The following is a 20,640-nucleotide window of genomic DNA, read 5'->3' on the forward strand; positions in this document are numbered from 1 at the left end:
TTGTCCGGAGAACACCCCATTGCTCCGGACAGCGGGACGTTGACTGCTACTCAGCGTCCCGCTGTCGGGAGATGGCGGTTGTTTTCCGGACGGCGGGACGCTGACGTCGGCTGTCTGACGTCGGCTCAGCGTCCCCGATTACGGAGCAGTGGGATGTTTTCCGGACGGTGGGATGCTGCTGGGAGCTGATGTCTGCTCAGTGTCTGCTTGGTGTCCTCGGTTACGGAGCAATGGGTTGTTTTCCGGATACGGGGACGCCGATCGCCACAATAGGGGTCGAGCATTGTAACGGCTTCCAACACCGTGCCGATTGCAATACCACATGGGTGCCATGCCGCAATGGCTACCAGCGTCATAACAGTCGCAGCGCTACCACGGTTACCGAACCTCGTCACGGTTACCGAACCTCGTCACGGTTATCGATTTCACCACGGTTACCGATTTCACCACGATTACTTACACCCGGCCGCCACTTATCCACAACACGCCCGGGGGAAGGGGCTCCGTCCACATTGCCGTGACGGATTGCGCCCATAATCAGGGAACGCATAGCGTCGAATGCATGAAAGTACATGAAGGAGTGAAAGCGCTTCTGGACAGAGCCGAAGCGGAACGACGTTGCGCCATCGGACGAGGCGACACCATGAGGCATGCGCTGCGGAGACGGCTGCGGACCGGGGAGCTGATTTCGCCCTACGCCAATCTTTATGCGCGTTCGGAATATTGGAACAGGCTCACAGTGGAAGAGCGGTCGCTGCATACGATTCGCGCGCTGGCGATACGCCGGCCGGGATGGGTATTCGCCGGCTTGAGCGCCGTATGCCTGTATGGGCTCGAACACTCGTATGATCTGCATGACGGCGCAATCCACATCGCCTCGCGCAATGGCCCCAACAAGCGGGATGACAAACGGCTGCGTCGCCTGTACATGTCCCATACCGGGTTGCTATGGCAGGCGTCCGGCATCCTCGTCACTCCACCGGCGCGCACGCTCATCGATTGCGCGGCCTATCCGTTCGCCAACGCGCTCGCCATCTATGATTCCGCTTTACGCCGGCATCTGGTTGATGCGGAAGAGGTACGTTCACTGGCTCTGCGGGCGAACTGTGACGAGGAAGCGGTCGGACGGCTGTTGCGGCATGCCTCGCCGCACAGCGAGAACGGTGGCGAATCGTTGATGCGTGGTCTGTTGATCTCCCAAGGGTTCGCGGAACCGCAGCTTCAAGTGGAATTCGACAATCCCGACAATCCCGGTGCCGCGTATCGGGTCGATTTCTGTTGGAGACTGGCCGACGGACGTGTCATCGTCGTCGAATACGACGGCATGGCCAAATACGCGGATGTCAGCAATCCCAACCGGGCGAGTCTGCAGCAGAAGCTCGATTACGAACGACGAAGGGAGCATCATCTGCGGGAACAGAACGTCGGTGCGGTGACCCACATCGTCTATGAGGATTTGGTACGGCCGGAACGGCTCGAACGGAAGCTGCTTGACGCAGGAGTCCCCAAGATCCGGTGACCTCGCGATGTGTCCGGCATCGCGAGGTCGGACACATCGATCCAGGCATGCCCGTCGCTCGGAGGACGTCCTGTTGTCCGGAAAATAGCCCATTGCTCCGGACAACGGGACGTTGACCGCTACTCAGCGTCCCGCTGTCCGGAGATGGCGGTTGTTTTCCGGACGACGGGACGCTGACGGCGGCTTAGTGTCCTCGGTTACGGAGCAATGGGATGATTTCCGGACGATGGGACGCTGGCATCGGCTCAGTATCCCTGGTTACGGAGTAGTGGGATGTTTTCCGGACGACGGGACGACAGCGGGACGACAGCGGGACGACGACGGGACGATAGCGGGACGACAGCGGGACGATAGCGTCACATGAACAGGGCGGCGCCGTCCTTGACGACGATGAGGACGATGATCGCGAGAATCCACACGAAGTCGACCATGAGATCGTAATTCAACCGGTAGTAGGTGTCGAGGCCGCGCGGCTTCGACACCGAGACCCCATCCGGGGTGTCTTCCGCGGCTTCGTTCATGGCTTCGTTCGCAGCTCCGTCTGCGGCCCCACCCGTGGTACCGTCTGCGGCCCCACCCGTGGTACCGTCTGCGGCCCCACCCGTGGTACCGTCTGCGGCCCCATCTGCGGCATTCCTCGCGCCTCCGGGCAGTCCCTGCACGACGGCGGTCGCGTGGCTCAGCGCCATGAACTGGATCGTCGTGGAGAACATGAGCGCCAGACACCACGGGCACAGCGCGTTGATCACGAACAGCGACTGCGAGGTCAGCCAGTACGAGTACAGCAGAGCCGCCAATCCGCCGAACCACGTGCATGAGGCGAACCAGCGGGGCACCTTCACACGCGCCAACCCGATCACGGCGATCGTCACGAACACGGATTCCGCGGCGATGCCGAAGAACGCGTTCGGGAAGCTCAGCCCGCCGAACTTCACGATCTCCGCCTGCCAGGATTGCGCGACGGTCGAGCAGGAGAGCACCGCATTCACGTCGCAGCCGAGCTGCTCCTTCGGGTGCCGCGCCAGCTGCAGCGTCTCCGCGCTCAGCACGAACGAGACGATCAGCGCCGCCGCGGAGGCGAACAGCACGATCAGGTACGTCCAGGTCGCTCCGTGCCGCCATCCGTGCGGCTTGAGGTCGCGGATGCCGAGCGCACGCACCTCGTCCGTCGTCATGTCGTCCGCCGTGCCTTCTCCCGCCGTCGTATCATCGCTCATCTGTCATCGTCCCCTTCCGCCGATGCCGTATCGGCTATATCGGTCATATCAACAATCAAACGTAGGTCGTACCGGACGCATCGTATCGCATGCGTCGCGCCATACCGTACCGTCGGCGTCGTGACGCGCGCATCGTGCGCGACGTCACGACGCACGCGGAATCACCGTGTCACCGTGTCAGCGTGACGTCGCCGACGATCGTCGCGTCGCCGGTGAGCGTCACATCCGTGTCGCTCACGTCGACGCGCAACGTGCCGCCGCGCACGGTGATGAGCCAATGGTCGACGCCGGTCTTGGCGCGCAGTGTGACCGCCGTCGCGCACAGTCCGGTGCCGCACGACAGCGTCTCGCCGCAGCCGCGCTCGTTGACGCGCATCGTCGCCTCGCCGAGGTCGTCCGCGTCGTCGTTGATGTCGTCGATGCGCACGAATTCGACGTTCTGGTCGGATTCGATCACGGGCGCGACGAGCGGCTTCGTGACGAGGTCGAGCGCCTCGACGGTGGGCAGCGTGGAGAACGCGTCCTCGATGACGGCGACGACGTGCGGATTGCCCATGTCGACGAACGTGCCGCGTGCCGCGCCTGGCGTGCCGGGGATCGTGACCTCGTACGCGTCGGTGTCGCCGCGCTTCCATGCGCCCATGTCGACGCGGAACACGTGGTCGCCGAGACCGTCGACGGACCCGAGCGAGGTGAGGGTCTTGACGCCGGCACGCGTGCCGAGACGGAACGTGTCGCCGTCGAGCAGTCCCTCGCGCTGGGCGAACAGGGTGATGGCGCGCGTGCCGTTGCCGCACATCTCGGCGAGGGACCCGTCGGCGTTACGGTAGTCCATGAACCATTCGGCGCCGTTCCGCTCGCAGTCGGCGACCTGCTCCTCGCTCAGATCGGACACGTCGCGCGGGCGGGCGAGACGGATGAGACCGTCGCCGCCGATGCCGAAATGACGGTCCGTGAGGAAGCGCACCTCCTCCTCGGTGGGCTCGAACCGTCCCTCACGGTCGAGATAGACGACGAAATCGTTGCCGGTGGCGTGCGCCTTGGTGACATGCTGCGGAATGCTCATGCACGCCAGCATACCCGCCGCGCGCGTCCCGCACCCCGCGCTGTTCGCCATGCGCGAGTACGCTGGGGCGGCAGGACATCCGCGTTCGCCGACGGCATGCCGGTGCGGCGGCGGAGTATCTGCATGGCGGTGGGACAGCCGCTCGATGACGGCAAGGAGGATGGCGATGAGTTCAACGGCGCCGATCGGCGTGTTCGATTCCGGATTGGGCGGCATCTCGGTGGCGCGTCAGCTCGCGCACGACATGCCGCACGAACGCGTCCTGTACTTCGGTGATTCCGCGAACGCGCCATACGGTGTGAAGACGCCGGAGCAGGTGCGGGAGTTGAGCTTCGCGATTGTAGAACGTTTCGTGCGGCAGGGCGTCAAGGCGGTGGTCATCGCATGCAACACGGCGACCTCGGCCGCGGTGAACGACCTGCGTGAGGCGTACGACATTCCGATCATCGGCATGGAGCCGGCGTTGAAGATCGCCTGCGACCGCGGCGACGTGCCTTCGGACCCGCATCACATCCCGCAGCGCGTGATCGTGGCGGCCACGCCGCTCACGCTGCGCGAGCGCAAGTTCGCGAAGCTGATGGAACGCTTCGATTCGGACAACGAGATCGTTAAGGAGCCGTGCCCCGATCTGGTGGAGATCGTCGAGTCGGGGCGCCTGACCGACCATGATCTGGTGATGCGCACGCTGCACGGCTACTTCGACCAGTACGACCTCGACCGCATCGACTCGGTGGTGCTCGGCTGCACGCATTTCGTGTTCTACCGCGACTATTTCCGCGAGCTGCTGCCCGAACGTGCGGCCGTCATCGACGGCAACGAGGGTACGGTGCGGCATCTGGGCGTCGTACTCGAATCACTCGGCCATCTCGCGCCGGAGTCGGCCGACGGCGGCGTGGAGCTTGCGAACTCCGACCCGTCGGAGCGCATCGCCGCGTTGTCGCGCGAGCTGCTCGCCGCGTAAGACGTCGCGTCACGTAGGACGTCGCATCGCGTAGGACGTCGCATCGCGTAGGACGTCGCATCGCGTAGGACGTCGTGTCACGTAAGACATCGTGTCGCGCCGTATTCTCCTCCGTTTTCCGACGGTCATACCGTCATTGTCCAATAACGTTGCCGTTGTCCCGACTGTCGGCGTAGTGTCGGCGTGACGGAAAGCGAATCGCGCCGCCGCGGGCCCGTATGGCCGCTGCGACGCATGGCGTGCAGGGGGATGATATGGCGAACAGGACGGCGATGATCGATGTGGGCGGAGGCTTCCGCGCGATCTTCGGATGCGGCGTGATGGACTACATGCTCGAGGAGGGCATCGACGTGGACATGTGCTATGGCGTCTCCGCGGGCGCCGCGAACATGACTTCGTTCATCGCGCGCCAGCACGGGCGCAACCACACGTTCTACACGAAGTTCGCGTTCCGCAAGGAGTACGCGAGCGCGGAAAGCTTCTTCAAGAATCACAATTTCGCGAACCTCGATTACATCTACGGCACGCTGAGCAACCATGACGGCGAATACCCGGTGGACTTCGATGCGTTCGAGGCGAATCCGACCGGTTTCACCGTGGTCGCCTGCAACGCCGAGGACGGTTCGACCAAGTACTTCGACAAGTCGCGCATCCGCTTCGACGACTTCGACGCGGTGAAGGCGTCGAGCGCGGTGCCGGTGGCGTGCGAGCCGTATGTGGTGGACGGCGTGCCGTATTTCGACGGCGGCATCGCCGATCCGGTTCCGGTGCAGAAGGCGTTGGACGACGGCTACGACAAGGTGGTCCTCGTCCTGTCGCGTCTGCGCGACGAGGTGCGCCAGCAGCGCAAGGACCTCGCGCCGGCGAGGATTCTGGAGCGCACGTATCCGGCGGCCGCGGAGCGCCTGCGCATGCGCTACAAGACGTACAACGACGAGATCGAGCTGGCGAAGCGCTATGAGGCGGAGGGTCGCGTGCTCATCCTCGCGCCGGAGGACCTGTACGGCCTCAACACGCTGAAGAAGAGCTTCGAAGGCTTGGAGATGATGTACCGCAAGGGGTACGCGGCGGCCGAGGCATCGGTGGGGGACTTCCTCGCAAGCTGAACGGGTCGAGGTCGCGGTGCGGCAACGGCGCGATGACACTGCGGTGCTGCGGGGCGGCGACGCGGGACGAGGTGCTGCGTCACCGTCTCCGGCCTGCCGCCGCAGCCCCATCGCCGCGCCGCACTACCGCCGCACTACCGCCGCACTACCGCCGCACTACCGCCGCACTACCGCCGCACGTTGGCGAGCGCCTCACCGGCCGCGTAGCGTCGCACGTTCTCCAAGGCGATGGCGATGATGCGCTTCTCGGTGACTTCGAGATGGTTGCCGCCGGCCACGTGCGGGGTGATGAGACAGTGCGGCTCGTCCCACAGCGGGCTGTCGGCGGGCAGCGGCTCGGGTTCGGTCACGTCGAGTCCCGCGCCGTGCAGCTGGTCTTCGGCGAGCGCCGCGGCCAGCGCGAGCGGGTCGATGGCGTTGCCGCGTCCCGCGTTGAGCAGCACGCATGTGGATTTGAGCAGGTGGAGGCGGCGCGCGTCGATGAGATGGTTCGTGTCGGGTGAGGCGGGCACGGCGAGCGCGACCACGTCCGCGTCCGGCAGCAGTGTGTCGAGCTCGTCGAAGCCGTGCATCTCGTCGATGCCGTCGGCGGGTTTCGCGGGATCGCGGCGCACGCCGACCGTATGTGCGCCGACGGCCTTGGCGAGTCGCGCGAAGTGCGAGCCGATGTCGCCGGTGCCGACGACGAGCACGGTCGCGCCCTGCGGGGTGAGCGCTCGGCCGAGGTCGTGCCAGCGGCGCTCGTCCTGCTGGCGTGCGTAGGCGGGGATGTTGCGCATGAGCGCCCACATCATCGCGAAGAGATGTTCGCCGACGGTCTGCCCGTAGGCGCCGGTCGCGTTGGTCACGGTGACGGAATCGGCGAGGACGCCGGGCGCGACGTACTTGTCGACGCCGGCACTCCACGTCTGAAGCCAGTCGAGTCGCGGATAATCGCGGCATTCGGTGGGAGGGATGTTGCCGATGACGGCGGTGGCCTGCGCCTTGAGACCGGTGGGGACATGCGCCTTCCATGTCATCGTGCCGCGTTCGATCGGGTTGCCGACGAACTCCTGGCGGACATCGGGCGCGGCGGATACGAAGGCCTGCCGCTCGGCGTCGCTGAGCGGCAGGCAGTTGACGATGATCTTCTCGTTGTCGGTCATGGTGCCATTGTAGGACCGCGCCTCGGTGTCGGGCACCTCGACCCGATGGGGGAGGGCTGCTACTTGCCTTGGGTCTCCGAGGCGGTGAGCATGGCCTTGGTGACCTGCTCGTAGAGGTCCTGATAGCCGCCGGGCGTGGAGGCGGGCAGCACCACGGTCTTCGCGTTGCTGGATTCGGACAGCGAGCGCATCACGTCGAGATACTGGTTGAACAGCACCACGTTGTTCACGTCGTTGATGTTCATGCCCACGGCCTGCAGGCTCTTGATCTGGTCGACGATGCCGTTGGCGATCTCACGGCGGTAGTTCGCCTGGCCCTCGCCCTGCAGTCGGGTCTTCTCGGCCTCGGCGGCCGCCTGCGTCTCGATCTGGATGCGCTGCGCCTCGGCGCGCTGGCGTGTCGCCTCCTTCTCGCGCTGGGCGGCGTTGATCGAGTCCATCGCGTTCTTCACCTGCGGCGACGGGTCGATGGCGGTGATGAGCGTCTTGACGACGGTGAAGCCGAAGCGGCTCATCTCGTTGCCGACGGTCTTCTGCACGTCGAACGCGACGTCGTCCTTGCGGGCGAACGCGTCGTCGAGCGTGAGCGCCGGGATTGCGCTTCGCAGCGCGTCCTCCATGTAGGAGCGCAGCTGGCCGGCCGGGTCGCGCAGTTCGTAGTAGGCGGTGGCCACGTTCTGCGCGTTGACGCGGAACTGCGTGGAGGCGACGACGGTGACGAACACGTTGTCGAGGGTCTTGGTCTCCAGCTGCACGTTGAGCTGGTTGACGCGCATGTTCGTCTTCATCGCGATACGGTCGACGAACGGGATGCGGATGTGGATGCCGGCGAACTGCACCGACTGGAACTTGCCGAAGCGCTCGATGATGTACGCCTGCTGCTGCGGGACGATGAAGATGGACGAGAACACGAGGACGAGGACGATCACCACGATGGGGACGATCACGCCCCCCAATATCGCGCCTATGCCTATCATTTTCTGTTTTCCCTTCTGTTGTGCCGTGACCTTCCTTAGTCACATGGCCCAATACCGCCAATTCTACCAGCGTGCGACGCAGACGCCTCGATCGATGTGCGGGGTGCCGTCGCTCCCGGGTTACGATAGGACGTATGACTGGATACGTTGCGCCCACCGAACCACCGCAGCGGGGATGGGATCTTCACTGCCACACCGTGTTCTCCGACGGCACGCGCACGCCTGCCGAGATGCTCGTCGAAGCGAAGGAGCGCGGCCTTGTCGGCGTGGCCGTCACCGACCATGACACGACGGCAGGATGGGAGAGCACCCAGCATGCCGCCACGGCGCAGGGGCTGCCGTTGCTGCGCGGCAGCGAGATCACGACGTGCGATGAAGGCGTGTCGGTGCACATGCTCGCCTACCAGTATGATCCGCGCAATCTGCATATCACGCGCCTGTTCGCGGCGACGCGTGAGGCGCGCCTCAAGCGCACGGAACGCATGGTGGCGCGTCTCGCCGAGGATTATCCGATCAGTTGGGAGTCGGTGATGGCGCAAGTGAAGGAGGGCGGCAGGACCACGGTGGGCCGTCCGCATATCGCCGACGCGCTGGTGGCGGCCGGCGTATACCGGAACCGTTCGGAGGCGTTCGCCGACGCGGTGAGCGCCGATTCGAAGTACTACATCCCCACGCCCTCGCCGACCACGCACGAGGTGGTGCGTGCGGTGAACGAGGCGGGCGGCGTGGTCGTCATCGCGCATGCGGGCGATCTGAGCCGCAACCGCAGACTCCTGTCCGACAAGCAGATCGAGCGCCTCATCGATGAGGGACTCGACGGACTCGAGGTGTGGCATCGCGGCAACCCGCCTGAACAGCGGGAGCGCCTGCTCGCCATCGCGAACGCGCACGGGTTGCTCGTGACGGGTGGTTCGGACTGGCACGGTGCCGGCAAGCCGAACACCTTGGGGGAGAACCTCACCGACGAGGGGACGGTGCGCCGCATCGTCGAACGCGGCGCGATCCCCCTGTGGCGTTAGATTCCCACGTCGTTTCGGTCACAGCGCGCCGAAACCGACGGCGTGCTTGGTCTCCGAACCGACGATCGCGTAGCCGAGCGCGTCGGCCGGCACGATGATGCGGCGGCCCTTGTCGTCGGTGAGGACGACCGGCTGATGCGCGTCCAGCGCCTTGGCGATGGCCTCGTTCACCTGGTCGGCGGAATCCTCGGTGCTGAAGGTGACGGTGCGCGCCACATTGCGGATACCCAGTTCGATGTCCATGTTGCTCCTTGTCCTGTTGATGGTGTTCGGTTCGATTGGCGTTCCCCATTGTGCCCGCCCGTGAGGGTTCTCGCGGGCGGGTTGTCCGAGATTACGCCGTCGGCGTGGCGTCCGGATTCACGTCGCTCACCTCGGCGGGGATGGTGTGCGCCTCGCCGGTGTCGTCGGAATCCGTGTCGTCGGGGTCTGCGTTCCCGTCCGTCGGTTCGGCGGCCACCGGTTCGTCGGGGGATTCCGGTGCGGCGGCTTCGAAATCCCCGTCATGCTCCGGTTCGTCGGCGGTCACCGTGCCGGTCGACGCGATCACCGCGACCTGCGGCGCGGCGACGACGATCGGAGTGACCGACGGCGTGTCGTCGGGATCGGTGATCTCCGACGCCACGACCGGAACGTCCGCGTCACCCGGTGCATCCGCGTCGGCGGCATCCACGGCATCTTCGGCATCCACGGCGTCGATCTTCGGCGTCTCGTCGGCTTCGGACGGCGAATACTCGCCGTCCGCCTGCGGTTCGTCGTCGAAGGTCTCATCATCGAAATCAAGTCCGGCCCGCGCGTCGCGCAACGCACGCTCCTCACGTTCGAGCAGCGGAATCACCACCGTCGCCGAAGTGTCCGTCGGCGGTTCATGCACCCCTGGCGCAGGCGGCGCGTCGAACGTGCCCGACGTCACCACGCGCGACAGCGGGCGGATCGGCGCGATCGTGGGCGGCATCGGCATGCCGTTCACGGTGCGGCGGCCATCGATGTGCACGTCGGCCGCGTCGTCGTCCTCCGTGGTGCCGTCACGGCCGGTGAGCTTGCTCAACGAGATCGTGACCGACGAATCGGGAGCGGGCATGTCCGGGTACGGGTAGGCGGGGCGCTGCGGCTTCGTCGAACCGGAGGCCGTCGGAGCGCCGTGCCCGGCTTCCCCGGGCGCGTACGTTCCGTCCGCCTTGATCGGCGTGCGCGACGTGTCGTCCGTGCCGTCCGGTGCGTAGTCGCCCGCGGCGACGATATCGGCCGATCCGGTGCTGTCGGGATCGGCGGGTGAGGCGCCCCGTGCGCGCGCGGCCGCGGTCTCGGCGGCGGCGCGGCGGCGCTCGCCGGCTTCGAGCAACGTGCCCACGGTGATCGTCGACGGCGGTTTCTCCTGTCCGCCGTTCGCACTTGCACCTGCCGCGCCCGCGCCCGCACCCGGGCCCGCGGCTCCGGCCGCGCCGGCGCGGCGCGCTCCCGGCCGGTATGATGCCGGCGCGGGTTCGGCGGCGCGCGCCGCGAGCGCCAGCTGGTGCGCGAGACGATCCACCTGCGCCTTGAACCGGATGATCTGCTGCGAGTCGGCACGTTTGACCGCCTGGATGAAGTCGCCGACCTGTTCCATCTGCACCCACAGGTTCGCGCGCAGCATGATGAGCCCGTCGAGCCGGTTGCCCATCATGCGCCCGTACGCGGTGAGCACCGCGTTGCGGTGGGCTTCGTCGAGTCTGGAGAAGATCCATGCGAGATCGCGTGCCGGATCGTTCACCTGCATGTTCTGCCAGTTGTTGATCGCGGTGATCGTCGACCCGCTGAAGCGCACGTCGCCGTCCTCGAATCCGCCGTGGACCATGCACGTGTTGAACGCCCATAGTCCTTCGGTCTCCATGATCTTCGACCAGCTGGAGGTGATCTCGGGCGGCACGTGCCCCGCGTTCTTCAGCCGTGCGATCCACGCGGTCAGCTGCGCGCGGATCTGTCCGGTGACGTACATCGGGTATCCGGCCGGGCCGAGGAACGAGGGGTTGAGCCGGTGGATCGCGCCGATTGCCGTGCCCATCGCGGCGCAGTCATCCAACGTAAGGAAGTTCAGGTCGCGTTCGACGCCGTCCTGATGCATCGCCACCATGACGGCGGTGTCGCCCGTGGGGCTTTTCGGGTCCGTGCCGGGCGCGAAGCCGAGCACGCGGTCGAGCGCGAATCCGAGGCCGCCAGGTTCGCGGGCCTCGGCCAGCGCCTTCGCCGCCTTGACCCTTGCCGCGAGCTTCCTGCGGCCCGCCTCGGTGTTGGAGGCGTAGACGTCGTACGTTTTGCCGGTCACGTCGCGCACCTGCGCCTGGTCGATGCCGTCCGCGTGCGTCATCCCCGGAAACACGCCGGCCACGACGACGGACGGCAGGGCGGCGGAGGTGAGTGCCGCCAGCATCAGTTCATTACGTTCTGTCACACTCCCACATTAATACACGCCGCGCATGTGCGGCGCCCGCGACGCCACGGTTTTCGGGCGTCGCCGCGCGGCCGCCTTCCCTCCGTCGCCCCACGCCCGCGCGGGTGTGCCACAATGAGGTCATGGACAAGCTGCTGGACGGGTTGGATGAGGCGCAGATGGCGGCGGCGACCGCGCTCGACGGTCCGGTGCGGATCGTCGCGGGCGCCGGCGCGGGCAAGACGCGCACGGTGACGCGTCGCATCGCACATGCGTGCGCGAGCGGCGCGTGGGACCCGTCGCGCACGCTCGCCGTCACGTTCTCCGTCAAGGCCGCCGCGGAGATGCGCGTGCGTCTCGCGTCGCTCGGCGTGGGGGACAAGGTCACGGCGTCCACGTTCCACTCCGCGGCGCTGCACCAGCTGCGCCGCGTGTGGACCGACGTGTGCGACGCGCCGTTCCCGCGTCTGATCGAGGACGCCCGCGACGTCGCCGCGCGTGCGCTGCGCCGCGTCGACACGGGCGTGGACGAGGACGACGCGACGGTGCGTGCGGTGCGCGATGAGATCAACTGGGCGAAGATCTCGCTCGTGGCGCCCGACCAGGTGGCGCGCGTGGCCGCCGTGACCGGACGATGCCGTCCCGCGGGACTCGAACCGGACCGGTTCGCCGACGTGTACGACGCGTACGAACGTGAGAAGACGTCGCGCGGGGAAATGGATTTCGACGACATCCTGCTCATGGCGTGCCACGTGATCGAGGATTTCGACGAGGCCGCCGCGGCGATCCGACGGTCGGTGGGCTGGCTCACCGTCGACGAGTATCAGGACGTTTCGCCGTTGCAGCATCGGCTGATGCGGTTGTGGCTGGGCGACAACCGCAACGTGTGCGTGGTGGGGGACCCGGCGCAGACGATCTACTCGTTCGCCGGTGCGTCCAGTTATGATCTGCTCGCCTTCGCCGACGAGTTCACACCGCTTTCGGCCGACATCTCGCTGAACACGGATTACCGTTCCACGCCGCAGATCGTCTCCTATGCGAACCGCGTGCTCGCCGCCTCGCCGGTGAGGCACGAGTATCTGAAGCTCACGTCGGCGCGTGAGGGAGGCCGGCGCATCGAACGCACCGTGTATGAGACGGATGAGGAGGAGGCGCGCGGCGTGGCCATGCGCATCCGCCGACTCGTCGATCAGGGAGCCGATCCGGCGGATTGCGCGATCCTCACGCGCATCAACGCGCAGCAGGCCGTATGCTGCACGGCGCTGCGCCACGCGGGCATCGGATACCGGGTGAAGCGGGACAATGGTTGGGCGTCGGCTTCGCCGGTGGCGGACATGGACATGGCCGCGCGTCTGGCGATGGTGGAGGCGTTGCGTGAACGCGACGAATCACGAGGGGACGGCGGCGAGACGGACGGGGACAGGCAGGCGCGTCGGCTCGCGGCGAAGCTGGGGCGTGTGACCGTGTCCACCGTGCACGCCTCGAAGGGCCTTGAATTCAAGCACGTGTTCGTAATCGGCTGTTCGGAGGGCCTCATGCCCTACGGTTCGCCCCAGCCGGGGGACGGGCTGGAGGAGGAGCGTCGCCTCATGTACGTGGCGATCACGCGCGCCGAGGACACGCTCCACGTCTCCTATGCCCGTTCCAAGGACGGTGTCGGCTCCCAGTACCGTCGTCTCAGCCGTTTCCTCAGCTGACGTCGCCGTCCTCGCCGAGCAGCTTCGAGAGTTCGGCGTCCCAGTCGGTGCCGGTGGAACCGGTGCCGTTCGCGCCGTCCGCTCCCGTGCCGCTTCCATCGCCCTTGCCGTCGCCGTCCGTCGCCGTCCCGGCTCCGGGCTGCGCGGCCATGCCGTTCTCGCCCGCGAGCACGGGCAGCAGATCCGGATGCGACCATCTCGCGTCTCGCGCGTCCACGCCTTCCGCGGAAGTGGTCATCTCCCACATGCCGGCCGCCTCGCGCATGCGCTTCGGACGCAGCTCAAGGCCCAGCAGGCTTTCGAACGTGCGCTCGGCCGGGCCTCCGGTGGCGCGTTCGCGGCGCATCATCTCGCGCAGTTGCTCGATGTGCGGGATGTGCGCCATGCCGGCGCGCCACACCACGCAGTCCACCCAGCCTTCGACCAGTGCGAGCAGCGATTCGAGCGCGGCCAGCGCCTCCTTCTGCTCCGGCGTGTCCGGGATGCCGACCTTGGTGAGGTTCACGGCGCTTGAGATGGAATCCGGATCGAGCGCGCCCGCGTCGCGCAGCTGCTCCTCCATCGCGTCCAGGTCGATGGAGATGCCGCGCGCGTACTTGCCGATCAGCGCCTCGAAGCGCGGCATCAGCCACGGCACCGCCGAGTAGAGGCGGGCGTGTGCCACCTCACGCAGGGCGAGGAACGCCATGACCTCGTCGGCGGGGATAGGGTCGGGGCGCACGATCTCGTCGAACAGGGCCTCGGTCGCGGGGTCGGATGCCGGATGCGACGCGCCGTCGTCCGACGCGGGACGGTCGCTCGCCGCCGACGTGAAGCCGATGGGATTGGCCGGACCGCCGTCGCCGCCCGCATTCCCGGAGTCGGCGACGCCTTCGCCGTTGAGCTGCTTCGTGTACTCCTCGACGTTCTGCGCGACCAGCGCGCCCGCCGGATTCGACAGCAGCGCGATACCCTGGTCGAAGCCGCCGTGCACCTCGCGGCTGAGCGAACCGGCCGCATGACCCAGCTGCATCGCGAACGACGTGTTGCCGAGCAGCTTGACCAGCTGCTTCGGATCCTTCATGCCGTCCGGGATCGGAATCGGCACCGGACCGGCGAACATGCCGGCGATCTCGCCGTCGAAAGAGCCGCCGAGACGTTCGGAGATCACCGAGGCGAGCGCCTCGCCCATCGAGGAGGCGACCGGCGCGGCGAACTTCGCCCACGCGTCGAGCGTGTCCTCCACCCAGCCGGCGCGCGTCAGCGCCTGCGGCTCGCCGGGCGCCGGATCGAACGCGCACGCCGTGTCCAGCCACAGGTTCGCCTCGCTCATCGCACGCCGCACCGCCGCTCCCTCGGCTGCGGTGACGCTCGTGCGCGAGCCGTCCGCGTTCGCCTGCTGCAACGCCAGCGAACGGGCGAGCTTCACGTTGATCGGACCGTCCTCGACGACCTGGCTCATGTCGCCCATCGTGTTGAGGCCACCGGCGGTGAACGCGGCCATCATCTGCTGCACCTCCGCCGGGTTCGGCAGGGTGCTCGGATCCTGGCTCATCAGCTGCTCGCGGATCGAATCGGGCAACTGGGAGATCTGCTGCCACGCCATCTCGCCCTGCACCGGGCCGAAGCATTTGATCAGCCACTCGTGGATTGCGTTCTCGTCCATATCGGATCCTCTTGTCTGGTTGCTGTCTGTCGATCTGGTCTTGCCGTCCATCTTAGGGTGTCCCGCGCATGTTTCGCGCAAAGCGTGCGCTGGTATGATGCGCCGTATGTCCTTCTCCCTCCATGATTCCCTGGATTCCCTGCGCGCGGTGCCATCGCGCCTCGGACGGTACGTCCGATCCCGTTCTCCCCGCTGGTTCGCCGGCACGGCCGCCGTGGCGCTATGCGTGGTGACGTTGTGCCTGCCGAGCGCGTATTCGACCGAATGGCCCGGGCCCACGCGCGACGTGCTCGGCACGGTCGAGGCAGGTGGAAACGACGGGAAGTCGCAGGTGATCGGTGTGACCGGCGTCGCCACGCACCGGGATTCCGGCAGACTGCTGCTCGTCACGGTCTCCGCGAACGGCGTGCCCGGCTACCCGTTGACCAATGCGGAGGTGCTCTGGTCGTGGATCGACCCGCAGCGCGTCGTCATGCCGCGCGAGGCGGTCGTGCCGGCCGGGCAGACCACCAGCGAGTACCGCAAGGAGTCGTCCAAGGAGATGACGTCCTCGCAGGACAACGCCGTGAAGGCGGCGAAACGCTTCCTCAAGACGAAAGGCGTCGACGTGTCCGGCATGAAGGTCGCCATGCACGTCGACGACATCGGAGGCCCGTCCGCCGGCATGATGTACGCGCTCGGACTCATCGACAAGGTCACTGCGGAGGACGAGACCGGTGGCAGGACGATCGCGGGCACCGGCACCATCGACGCGAAAGGGAAGGTGGGAAGCATCGGCGGCATCCGGTTGAAGATGATCGGGGCGAAACGCGACGGTGCCACATGGTTCCTCGCGCCGAAGGCCAACTGCGGCGAGGTCGTGGGGCATGTGCCCGACGGTCTGCGCGACGTGAGCGTGTCCACGCTCGACGAGGCGTATGAGGCGCTCGTCGCCATAGGCGAAGGCAAGGGGGAGTCCCTGCCGCACTGCGCGGTGCAGTGAGCGCGTGCGTGGCGGGTCGGCGCGTGCCGCGTCTGCGGTCCGTGCGCCGTCGGACGCGCGCGACGCACGCCCGTCTCATTTTTGCCCGTTTGTTAACGCCGCTGTTCGGCAAGTGTTGGTATGGTGGTCATCGTGAATCAAACCGCATCACAGAACGCTGAGGAATTTGGGTTTAAACCCGGCGACATCGTGCAGGAATGGCTGTGGGATGACGACGTGGACGATTCGATCCGTGAGAAGATCGAGAATCTGACGGGTCAGGATCTCGTCGACGAAGACTACGACTCCGCCGTGGACGGCGTGATTCTGTGGTGGCGGGACGGCGACGACGAGGACGAGCTGTCCGACACGATCGTCGACGCGTACGCCGTGGTCGGCGAGGACGGCCCGCTGTGGGTGCTCACCCCGAAGCCGGGACGCGACGGCGCCGCCAGCTCCAGCACCGTGCAGTCCGCCGCGAAGACCGCAGGCATGAACGCCGCCACGCCGATCACCGTGAGCCCTGACTGGAACGGCATCCACCTGCGCGCCTACGGCAAGGGCCGCTGACGGGCGAATACGACGAAGAGGCTTGGAACCGCAAGGATTCCAAGCCTCTTATGGTAGTGATCGTGGGCGATGAGGGGCTCGAACCCCCGACATCCACCGTGTAAAGGTGGCGCTCTAGCCGACTGAGCTAATCGCCCGCACGGCAACACCATAGCGTAACCCCCGACGAAACACGCGAAGCAGCCGAGGGAACGCCCGGTGGGGAACACGTGCCCGCAGACGGTCGGAAACCGCCGCGAAACGCGCCTCGGGTGGTGAACATGGCGTGACGGTTCCCCATGATTCGCGCGATCGGACCCGATTGCGTCTCAACGCTCACGTAATGTGGCAGACAGTATCGTTCGTTCCTCTAGGAGGTTGATAGCCCATGGCGCAGCAATCCGAAGCCGGAATCCCCAGGGCAGGCAAGCGCAAGTGGGGCTACGACCCCGCCCAGGTGGACGCGTTTCTGGAGCGCGCGCACGCGCTGTACGACAGTGACGGCGCGAAGCTGACGCAGCGAGACATCCAGAACGTCTCCTTCGATCTGACCCGCGGCGGCTACGAGATCGCACAGGTCGACGCCGCCCTCGCCCGTCTTGAGCGCGCGGTGGTCGACAAGCAGACCACGTGGGAGATCACCCAGCATGGGCGTGTCGCCTGGAAGGCCCAGACCGAGGAGCTGTACCGCGAGGTGGCCAAGCACCTTGACCGCGCCGAGCGTGAGCGTTTCGGCTCCGGCAAGCCGCGCACCCCCTCCTACGACCGCAAGCAGGTGGATCGCTTGTCCGACCAGATCGCGGACAAGGCCGCCGCCGAGCTTGGACTGGACGGCGTGTCCCGCAAGGATGTGCGCGATCTCGACAAGATCACCGCCGATTACGTGTCCAACGCCGTGTTCACGCAGCGCAAGGGCAAGAAGGGCTATGACGAGCGCCAGGTCGACTACTTCCTCAACACGTGCGTGCAGCTGCTGAGCCGCATTGAATCGTTCGACCGCGTCGCCGACTATGTCACGTCCGACGGTGCCGGCGAGCAGGACGCGCAGTCTGCGCTGGCTCCGTCTCCCGCGGCGTCCGACGCGTCCGCATCGGCCGACGGCGTCGCCCCGCTGTTCTCCCCGGATGCCCAGTACCAGCGTCCCTCTGTCCCGCAGACCGATGGCGCCGACGCCCCGCAAAGCTATGCGCCGGTCGCCTCCGCCACCCCCGCCGCCCCGCTCGCCACGGCCCGCACGGAAAGCTTCGATGCGTTGAGCCAGGCCGAGCAGAGCCTGTTCACGCCGGCCGCCGAGGCGCCGATCGCCTCGCCGTCCGTGGTCGTCGCCGGGAACGCCGCCGCGGCGTCCCAGCCGGCCGCAGCCGCGGCTCCCAGCCCGGTGGTGGCTCCCGCCGTCACGCCGATCGTCACGCCCACGCCGTCCGTCAGCCCGGCCGAACCGGCTCCCACGGCCGCGTTCTCCGCCTCGCCGTCCGCCGTCGCGTATACGCCCACCCCGTCGTACGAACCTGTCACGACGCCGGTCTCCACGACGTCGGCCACTCCGACCCAGTCCTATGCGCCGGTCGCGCCGGTCGCGCCAGTCGCCCCGCATACGGATGCCGCGTCGTCCGCGTCCTCCACGCCGGCCACCGGCTCGCTGGCCGCACTGGCCCATATGGCCGAGGTCTCGCAGGAGCTGCCCGCCATCGACGTGCCGTCGTTCACGCCGAAGCTGCCGAGCCTCGACATCCCGTCCGTGACGACCACGTCCGATGCGCTGCCGTCATTCACGTCGACTCCGACAGCCGCCGCCACGACGTCGACTCCGACAGCGTCGACAACGCCGACGACCTCGACGTCTGCGACCACCAACCCGTTCTCGCTGCTGTCCTCCGACAACAACGATCTGGAAATCCCCGACCTGTCGTTCCCGACCATCGGTTCCTTCGGCACCATCGGCGGCGACGAAAAGAAGCAGCAGCAGTGATTCACAGCAGCACAGTCGTCATTCTCGGCTCCACCGGTTCCATAGGCACCCAGGGGCTGGACGTCATCTCCCGTCACCCCGAACGGTTCACCGTCGTCGGCCTCGCCGCCGGCGGCGCGCACGTCGACCTGCTCGCGCGTCAGGCCGCCGAATTCCACGTGCCGCAGGTCGCGGTCTTCGACAAGTCGAAGGCGGCGGCGCTGCGCGAGGCGCTCGAGCAGGCCGGCGCGAAGCACACGCAGGTGCAGGCCGGACCGGAGGCGGTCATCGCGATGGCCGCCTCCGGCGCGAACGTCGTGCTCAACGGCATCACCGGCTCGATCGGCCTCGAACCGTCGATCGCCGCCCTGAAGGCCGGTTCGCAGCTCGCCCTCGCCAACAAGGAGTCCGTCGTCGCCGGCGGCCATCTGCTGTTCGGCGCGCAGACGCGTGAGGACCAGATCAATCCGGTCGACTCCGAGCATTCCGCGATCTGGCAGTCGCTGCGCTCCGGCACGCACGCCGAGGTCGCGCGTCTCGTCGTCACCGCGTCCGGTGGCCCGTTCCGCGGCATGAAACGCGACCAGATGACCGCGATCACGCCCGAACAGGCGTTGAACCATCCGACGTGGAACATGGGGCCGGTCGTCACCATCAACTCGTCCACCCTGATGAACAAGGGACTCGAGGTCATCGAGGCGTCCCGCCTGTTCGACATCCCGCCCGAGCGCATCGCCGTGACCGTCCACCCGCAGTCCATCGTCCATTCGATGGTCGAATTCGTCGACGGTGCCACCATCGCGCAGGCGTCCCCGCCGGACATGCGCCTGCCGATCGCGCTCGGCCTGTCCGCGCCGGCGCGCATGCCGAACGTGGCCGCCGCCTGCGACTGGACGAAGGCCGCGGAATGGACGTTCGAGCCGCTCGACGACGAGGCGTTCCCCGCCGTCTCGCTCGCACGCCACTGCCTCGCCGCCTCCGAGAAGCACACGGCGGTGCTCAACGCCGCCAACGAGCAGGCCGTGCATGCATTCCTCGACCATCGTCTGCCGTATCTCGGCATCGTCGACACGGTCAAGGCCGTACTCGACTCGATGGACGCCGAGCTGCGCGGCGCGCCGATGTTCCGGGACGTGGAGGAAATGGAACAGCTCGAACACGAGGCCCGCGCCAAGGCCGACGAGCTGATAGACAAGCAATGATGAATACGTTGAACACCGTCAATCCCGTCAACAAGCCGTTCCGCAAGACCGGCGACCCGATCGAGCTGACCAGCGAGTCGCCGCTCCACCCGCGCAGGAAGTCCCGCCGCATCATGGTCGGGCCGGTGCCGGTCGGCGGCGGCGCGCCCATCTCCGTGCAGTCGATGACCAACACGCTCACCGCGGACGTGCCCGCCACGCTCCAGCAGATCGCCGAGCTCACCGCCGCCGGCTGCGACATCGTGCGCGTCGCCGTCCCCAGCCAGGATGACGCGGACGCGCTGCCCGAGATCTGCCGCAAGTCGCCGATCCCGGTCATCGCCGACATCCACTTCCAGTCGAAATACGTGTTCCAGGCGATCGACGCCGGCTGCGCGGCCGTGCGCGTCAACCCGGGCAACATCCGCAAGTTCGACCAGGTCGGCCCCGACATCTGCAAGGCCGCGACCGACGCGGGCATCTCCCTGCGCATCGGCGTGAACGCCGGTTCGCTCGACAAGGAGCTGTACGCCAAGTACGGTGGCCCCACGCCCGAGGCGCTCGTCGCCTCCGCGCTCAAGGAGGCCCACATGTTCGAGGACGTCGGCTTCCACGACTTCAAGATCTCCGTCAAGCACCACGACGTGATCACCATGGTCCAGACCTACCGTCTGCTCGCCTCCAAGGGTGACTGGCCGCTGCACCTCGGCGTCACCGAGGCCGGTCCGCAGTGGCAGGGCACCATCAAGTCGTGTCTCGCGTTCGGCGCGCTGCTCGCCGAGGGCATCGGCGACACGATCCGCGTGTCCCTCTCCGCCCCGCCCGTCGAGGAGGTGAAGGTCGGCTGCAAGCTGCTCGAATACATGGGGTTGCGTCCGCGCAAGTTCGACATCATCTCCTGCCCGAGCTGCGGCCGTGCGCAGGTGGACGTCATCCAGCTCGCCTCCGCCGTGACCGAAGGGCTCAAGGACATCACCGCGCCGATTCGCGTGGCCGTCATGGGCTGCATCGTCAACGGGCCGGGCGAGGCGCGCGAAGCCGATCTCGGCGTCGCCTCCGGCAACGGCAAGGGCCAGATCTTCATCAAGGGCAAGGTCATCAAGACCGTGCCCGAGGATCAGATCGTCGACACGCTGCTCGAGATCGCCAACGACATCGCCGCCCAGATGGAGGCCGACGGCCAGGTGCCGGACGGCTCCACCGGGCCTGTCGTCGTGCCCATCCAGCATCCCGGCCACTGAG

General features: G+C 67.0%; 16 protein-coding genes, 1 tRNA gene and 1 pseudogene. 10 read left to right on the forward strand and 8 right to left on the reverse strand.

All coding sequences use genetic code 11. The features are described 5' to 3' along the window. Positions 1-562 precede the first annotated feature (562 nt). Positions 563-1,519 (forward strand): hypothetical protein, encoded by a 957-nt coding sequence (locus AC1AYR_RS00185; RefSeq protein ID WP_476511148.1) that lies wholly within the window; start codon positions 563-565, stop codon positions 1,517-1,519. 356 nt (positions 1,520-1,875) lie between these two features. On the opposite strand, the gene AC1AYR_RS00190 is transcribed toward AC1AYR_RS00185, so the two are convergent. Together AC1AYR_RS00190 and dapF are read right to left on the reverse strand one after the other, a co-directional pair. Further along, the gene (locus AC1AYR_RS00190; protein WP_476511147.1) at positions 1,876-2,736 is read right to left on the reverse strand and encodes a vitamin K epoxide reductase family protein; all 861 of its coding nucleotides are present in this window, start codon (positions 2,734-2,736) and stop codon (positions 1,876-1,878) included. A gap of 169 nt (positions 2,737-2,905) precedes the next feature. Further along, entirely contained in the window at positions 2,906-3,802 is an 897-nt protein-coding gene (gene dapF / locus AC1AYR_RS00195; RefSeq protein ID WP_476511146.1) for a diaminopimelate epimerase, read from the reverse strand. Positions 3,803-3,968: 166 nt separating this feature from the next. On the opposite strand from dapF, the gene murI reads away from it, so the two are divergent. Beyond that, positions 3,969-4,763 (forward strand): glutamate racemase, encoded by a 795-nt coding sequence (murI, locus tag AC1AYR_RS00200; protein WP_476511145.1) that lies wholly within the window; start codon positions 3,969-3,971, stop codon positions 4,761-4,763. A gap of 254 nt (positions 4,764-5,017) precedes the next feature. Then, positions 5,018-5,869, forward strand: a complete 852-nt coding sequence (locus tag AC1AYR_RS00205; protein WP_476511144.1) for a patatin-like phospholipase family protein — start codon at positions 5,018-5,020, stop codon at positions 5,867-5,869. Between the two features lie 167 nt (positions 5,870-6,036). Here AC1AYR_RS00205 and AC1AYR_RS00210 read toward each other — a convergent pair whose 3' ends face one another. Next, positions 6,037-7,014 carry a D-2-hydroxyacid dehydrogenase gene (locus AC1AYR_RS00210; protein WP_476511143.1) on the reverse strand — a complete coding sequence of 326 codons (978 nt, stop codon included), beginning with the start codon at positions 7,012-7,014 and terminating at the stop codon, positions 6,037-6,039. A 59-nt stretch (positions 7,015-7,073) separates the two neighbouring features. Beyond that, positions 7,074-7,991, reverse strand: a complete 918-nt coding sequence (locus tag AC1AYR_RS00215) for an SPFH domain-containing protein (protein ID WP_476511142.1) — start codon at positions 7,989-7,991, stop codon at positions 7,074-7,076. 134 nt (positions 7,992-8,125) lie between these two features. Between AC1AYR_RS00215 and AC1AYR_RS00220 the strand changes: the two genes are divergently transcribed. Beyond that, a complete protein-coding gene (locus tag AC1AYR_RS00220; RefSeq protein ID WP_476511141.1) occupies positions 8,126-9,010 on the forward strand; it encodes a PHP domain-containing protein in 885 nt (294 codons plus the stop codon). Positions 9,011-9,028: 18 nt separating this feature from the next. On the opposite strand, the gene AC1AYR_RS00225 is transcribed toward AC1AYR_RS00220, so the two are convergent. Together AC1AYR_RS00225 and AC1AYR_RS00230 are read right to left on the reverse strand one after the other, a co-directional pair. Further along, positions 9,029-9,253, reverse strand: coding sequence for a DUF3107 domain-containing protein (locus tag AC1AYR_RS00225; RefSeq protein ID WP_476511140.1), 225 nt, complete (start codon positions 9,251-9,253; stop codon positions 9,029-9,031). Between the two features lie 772 nt (positions 9,254-10,025). Next, positions 10,026-11,417 (reverse strand): annotated as a pseudogene (locus AC1AYR_RS00230) (phosphotransferase); the annotation flags it as partial. A 143-nt stretch (positions 11,418-11,560) separates the two neighbouring features. On the opposite strand from AC1AYR_RS00230, the gene AC1AYR_RS00235 reads away from it, so the two are divergent. Continuing rightward, positions 11,561-13,114, forward strand: a complete 1,554-nt coding sequence (locus AC1AYR_RS00235; RefSeq protein WP_476511139.1) for an ATP-dependent helicase — start codon at positions 11,561-11,563, stop codon at positions 13,112-13,114. Here the strand turns inward: AC1AYR_RS00235 and AC1AYR_RS00240 are convergent. Further along, on the reverse strand, positions 13,107-14,759 hold the full coding sequence (locus AC1AYR_RS00240; protein WP_476511138.1) for a zinc-dependent metalloprotease: 1,653 nt from the start codon (positions 14,757-14,759) through the stop codon (positions 13,107-13,109). The two genes, AC1AYR_RS00235 and AC1AYR_RS00240, sit on opposite strands and share 8 nt — an antisense overlap. Before the next feature lie 106 nt (positions 14,760-14,865). Between AC1AYR_RS00240 and AC1AYR_RS00245 the strand changes: the two genes are divergently transcribed. Together AC1AYR_RS00245 and AC1AYR_RS00250 are read left to right on the forward strand one after the other, a co-directional pair. After that, positions 14,866-15,741: a YlbL family protein gene (locus AC1AYR_RS00245; protein WP_476511137.1), complete on the forward strand. Its 876-nt coding sequence runs from the start codon at positions 14,866-14,868 to the stop codon at positions 15,739-15,741. Positions 15,742-15,873: 132 nt separating this feature from the next. Further along, positions 15,874-16,290 (forward strand): DUF3052 domain-containing protein, encoded by a 417-nt coding sequence (locus AC1AYR_RS00250; RefSeq protein ID WP_476511136.1) that lies wholly within the window; start codon positions 15,874-15,876, stop codon positions 16,288-16,290. Between the two features lie 63 nt (positions 16,291-16,353). Here AC1AYR_RS00250 and AC1AYR_RS00255 read toward each other — a convergent pair. Continuing rightward, positions 16,354-16,427 (reverse strand) — tRNA-Val (locus AC1AYR_RS00255). Positions 16,428-16,657: 230 nt separating this feature from the next. Here AC1AYR_RS00255 and AC1AYR_RS00260 point away from each other — a divergent pair. The 3 genes from AC1AYR_RS00260 to ispG are packed head-to-tail and all read left to right on the forward strand — an operon-like array spanning position 16,658 to position 20,639. Next, a complete protein-coding gene (locus AC1AYR_RS00260; protein ID WP_476511135.1) occupies positions 16,658-18,238 on the forward strand; it encodes a DivIVA domain-containing protein in 1,581 nt (526 codons plus the stop codon). Next, entirely contained in the window at positions 18,238-19,419 is a 1,182-nt protein-coding gene (gene dxr / locus AC1AYR_RS00265; RefSeq protein WP_476511197.1) for a 1-deoxy-D-xylulose-5-phosphate reductoisomerase, read from the forward strand. The genes AC1AYR_RS00260 and dxr overlap by 1 nt, the downstream gene beginning before the upstream one ends. Continuing rightward, on the forward strand, positions 19,416-20,639 hold the full coding sequence (gene ispG / locus AC1AYR_RS00270) for a flavodoxin-dependent (E)-4-hydroxy-3-methylbut-2-enyl-diphosphate synthase (protein ID WP_476511134.1): 1,224 nt from the start codon (positions 19,416-19,418) through the stop codon (positions 20,637-20,639). Before dxr ends, ispG begins: the two co-directional genes overlap by 4 nt. Position 20,640: the final 1 nt, after the last annotated feature.

The organism is Bifidobacterium sp. LH_417 (genome assembly GCF_056357035.1).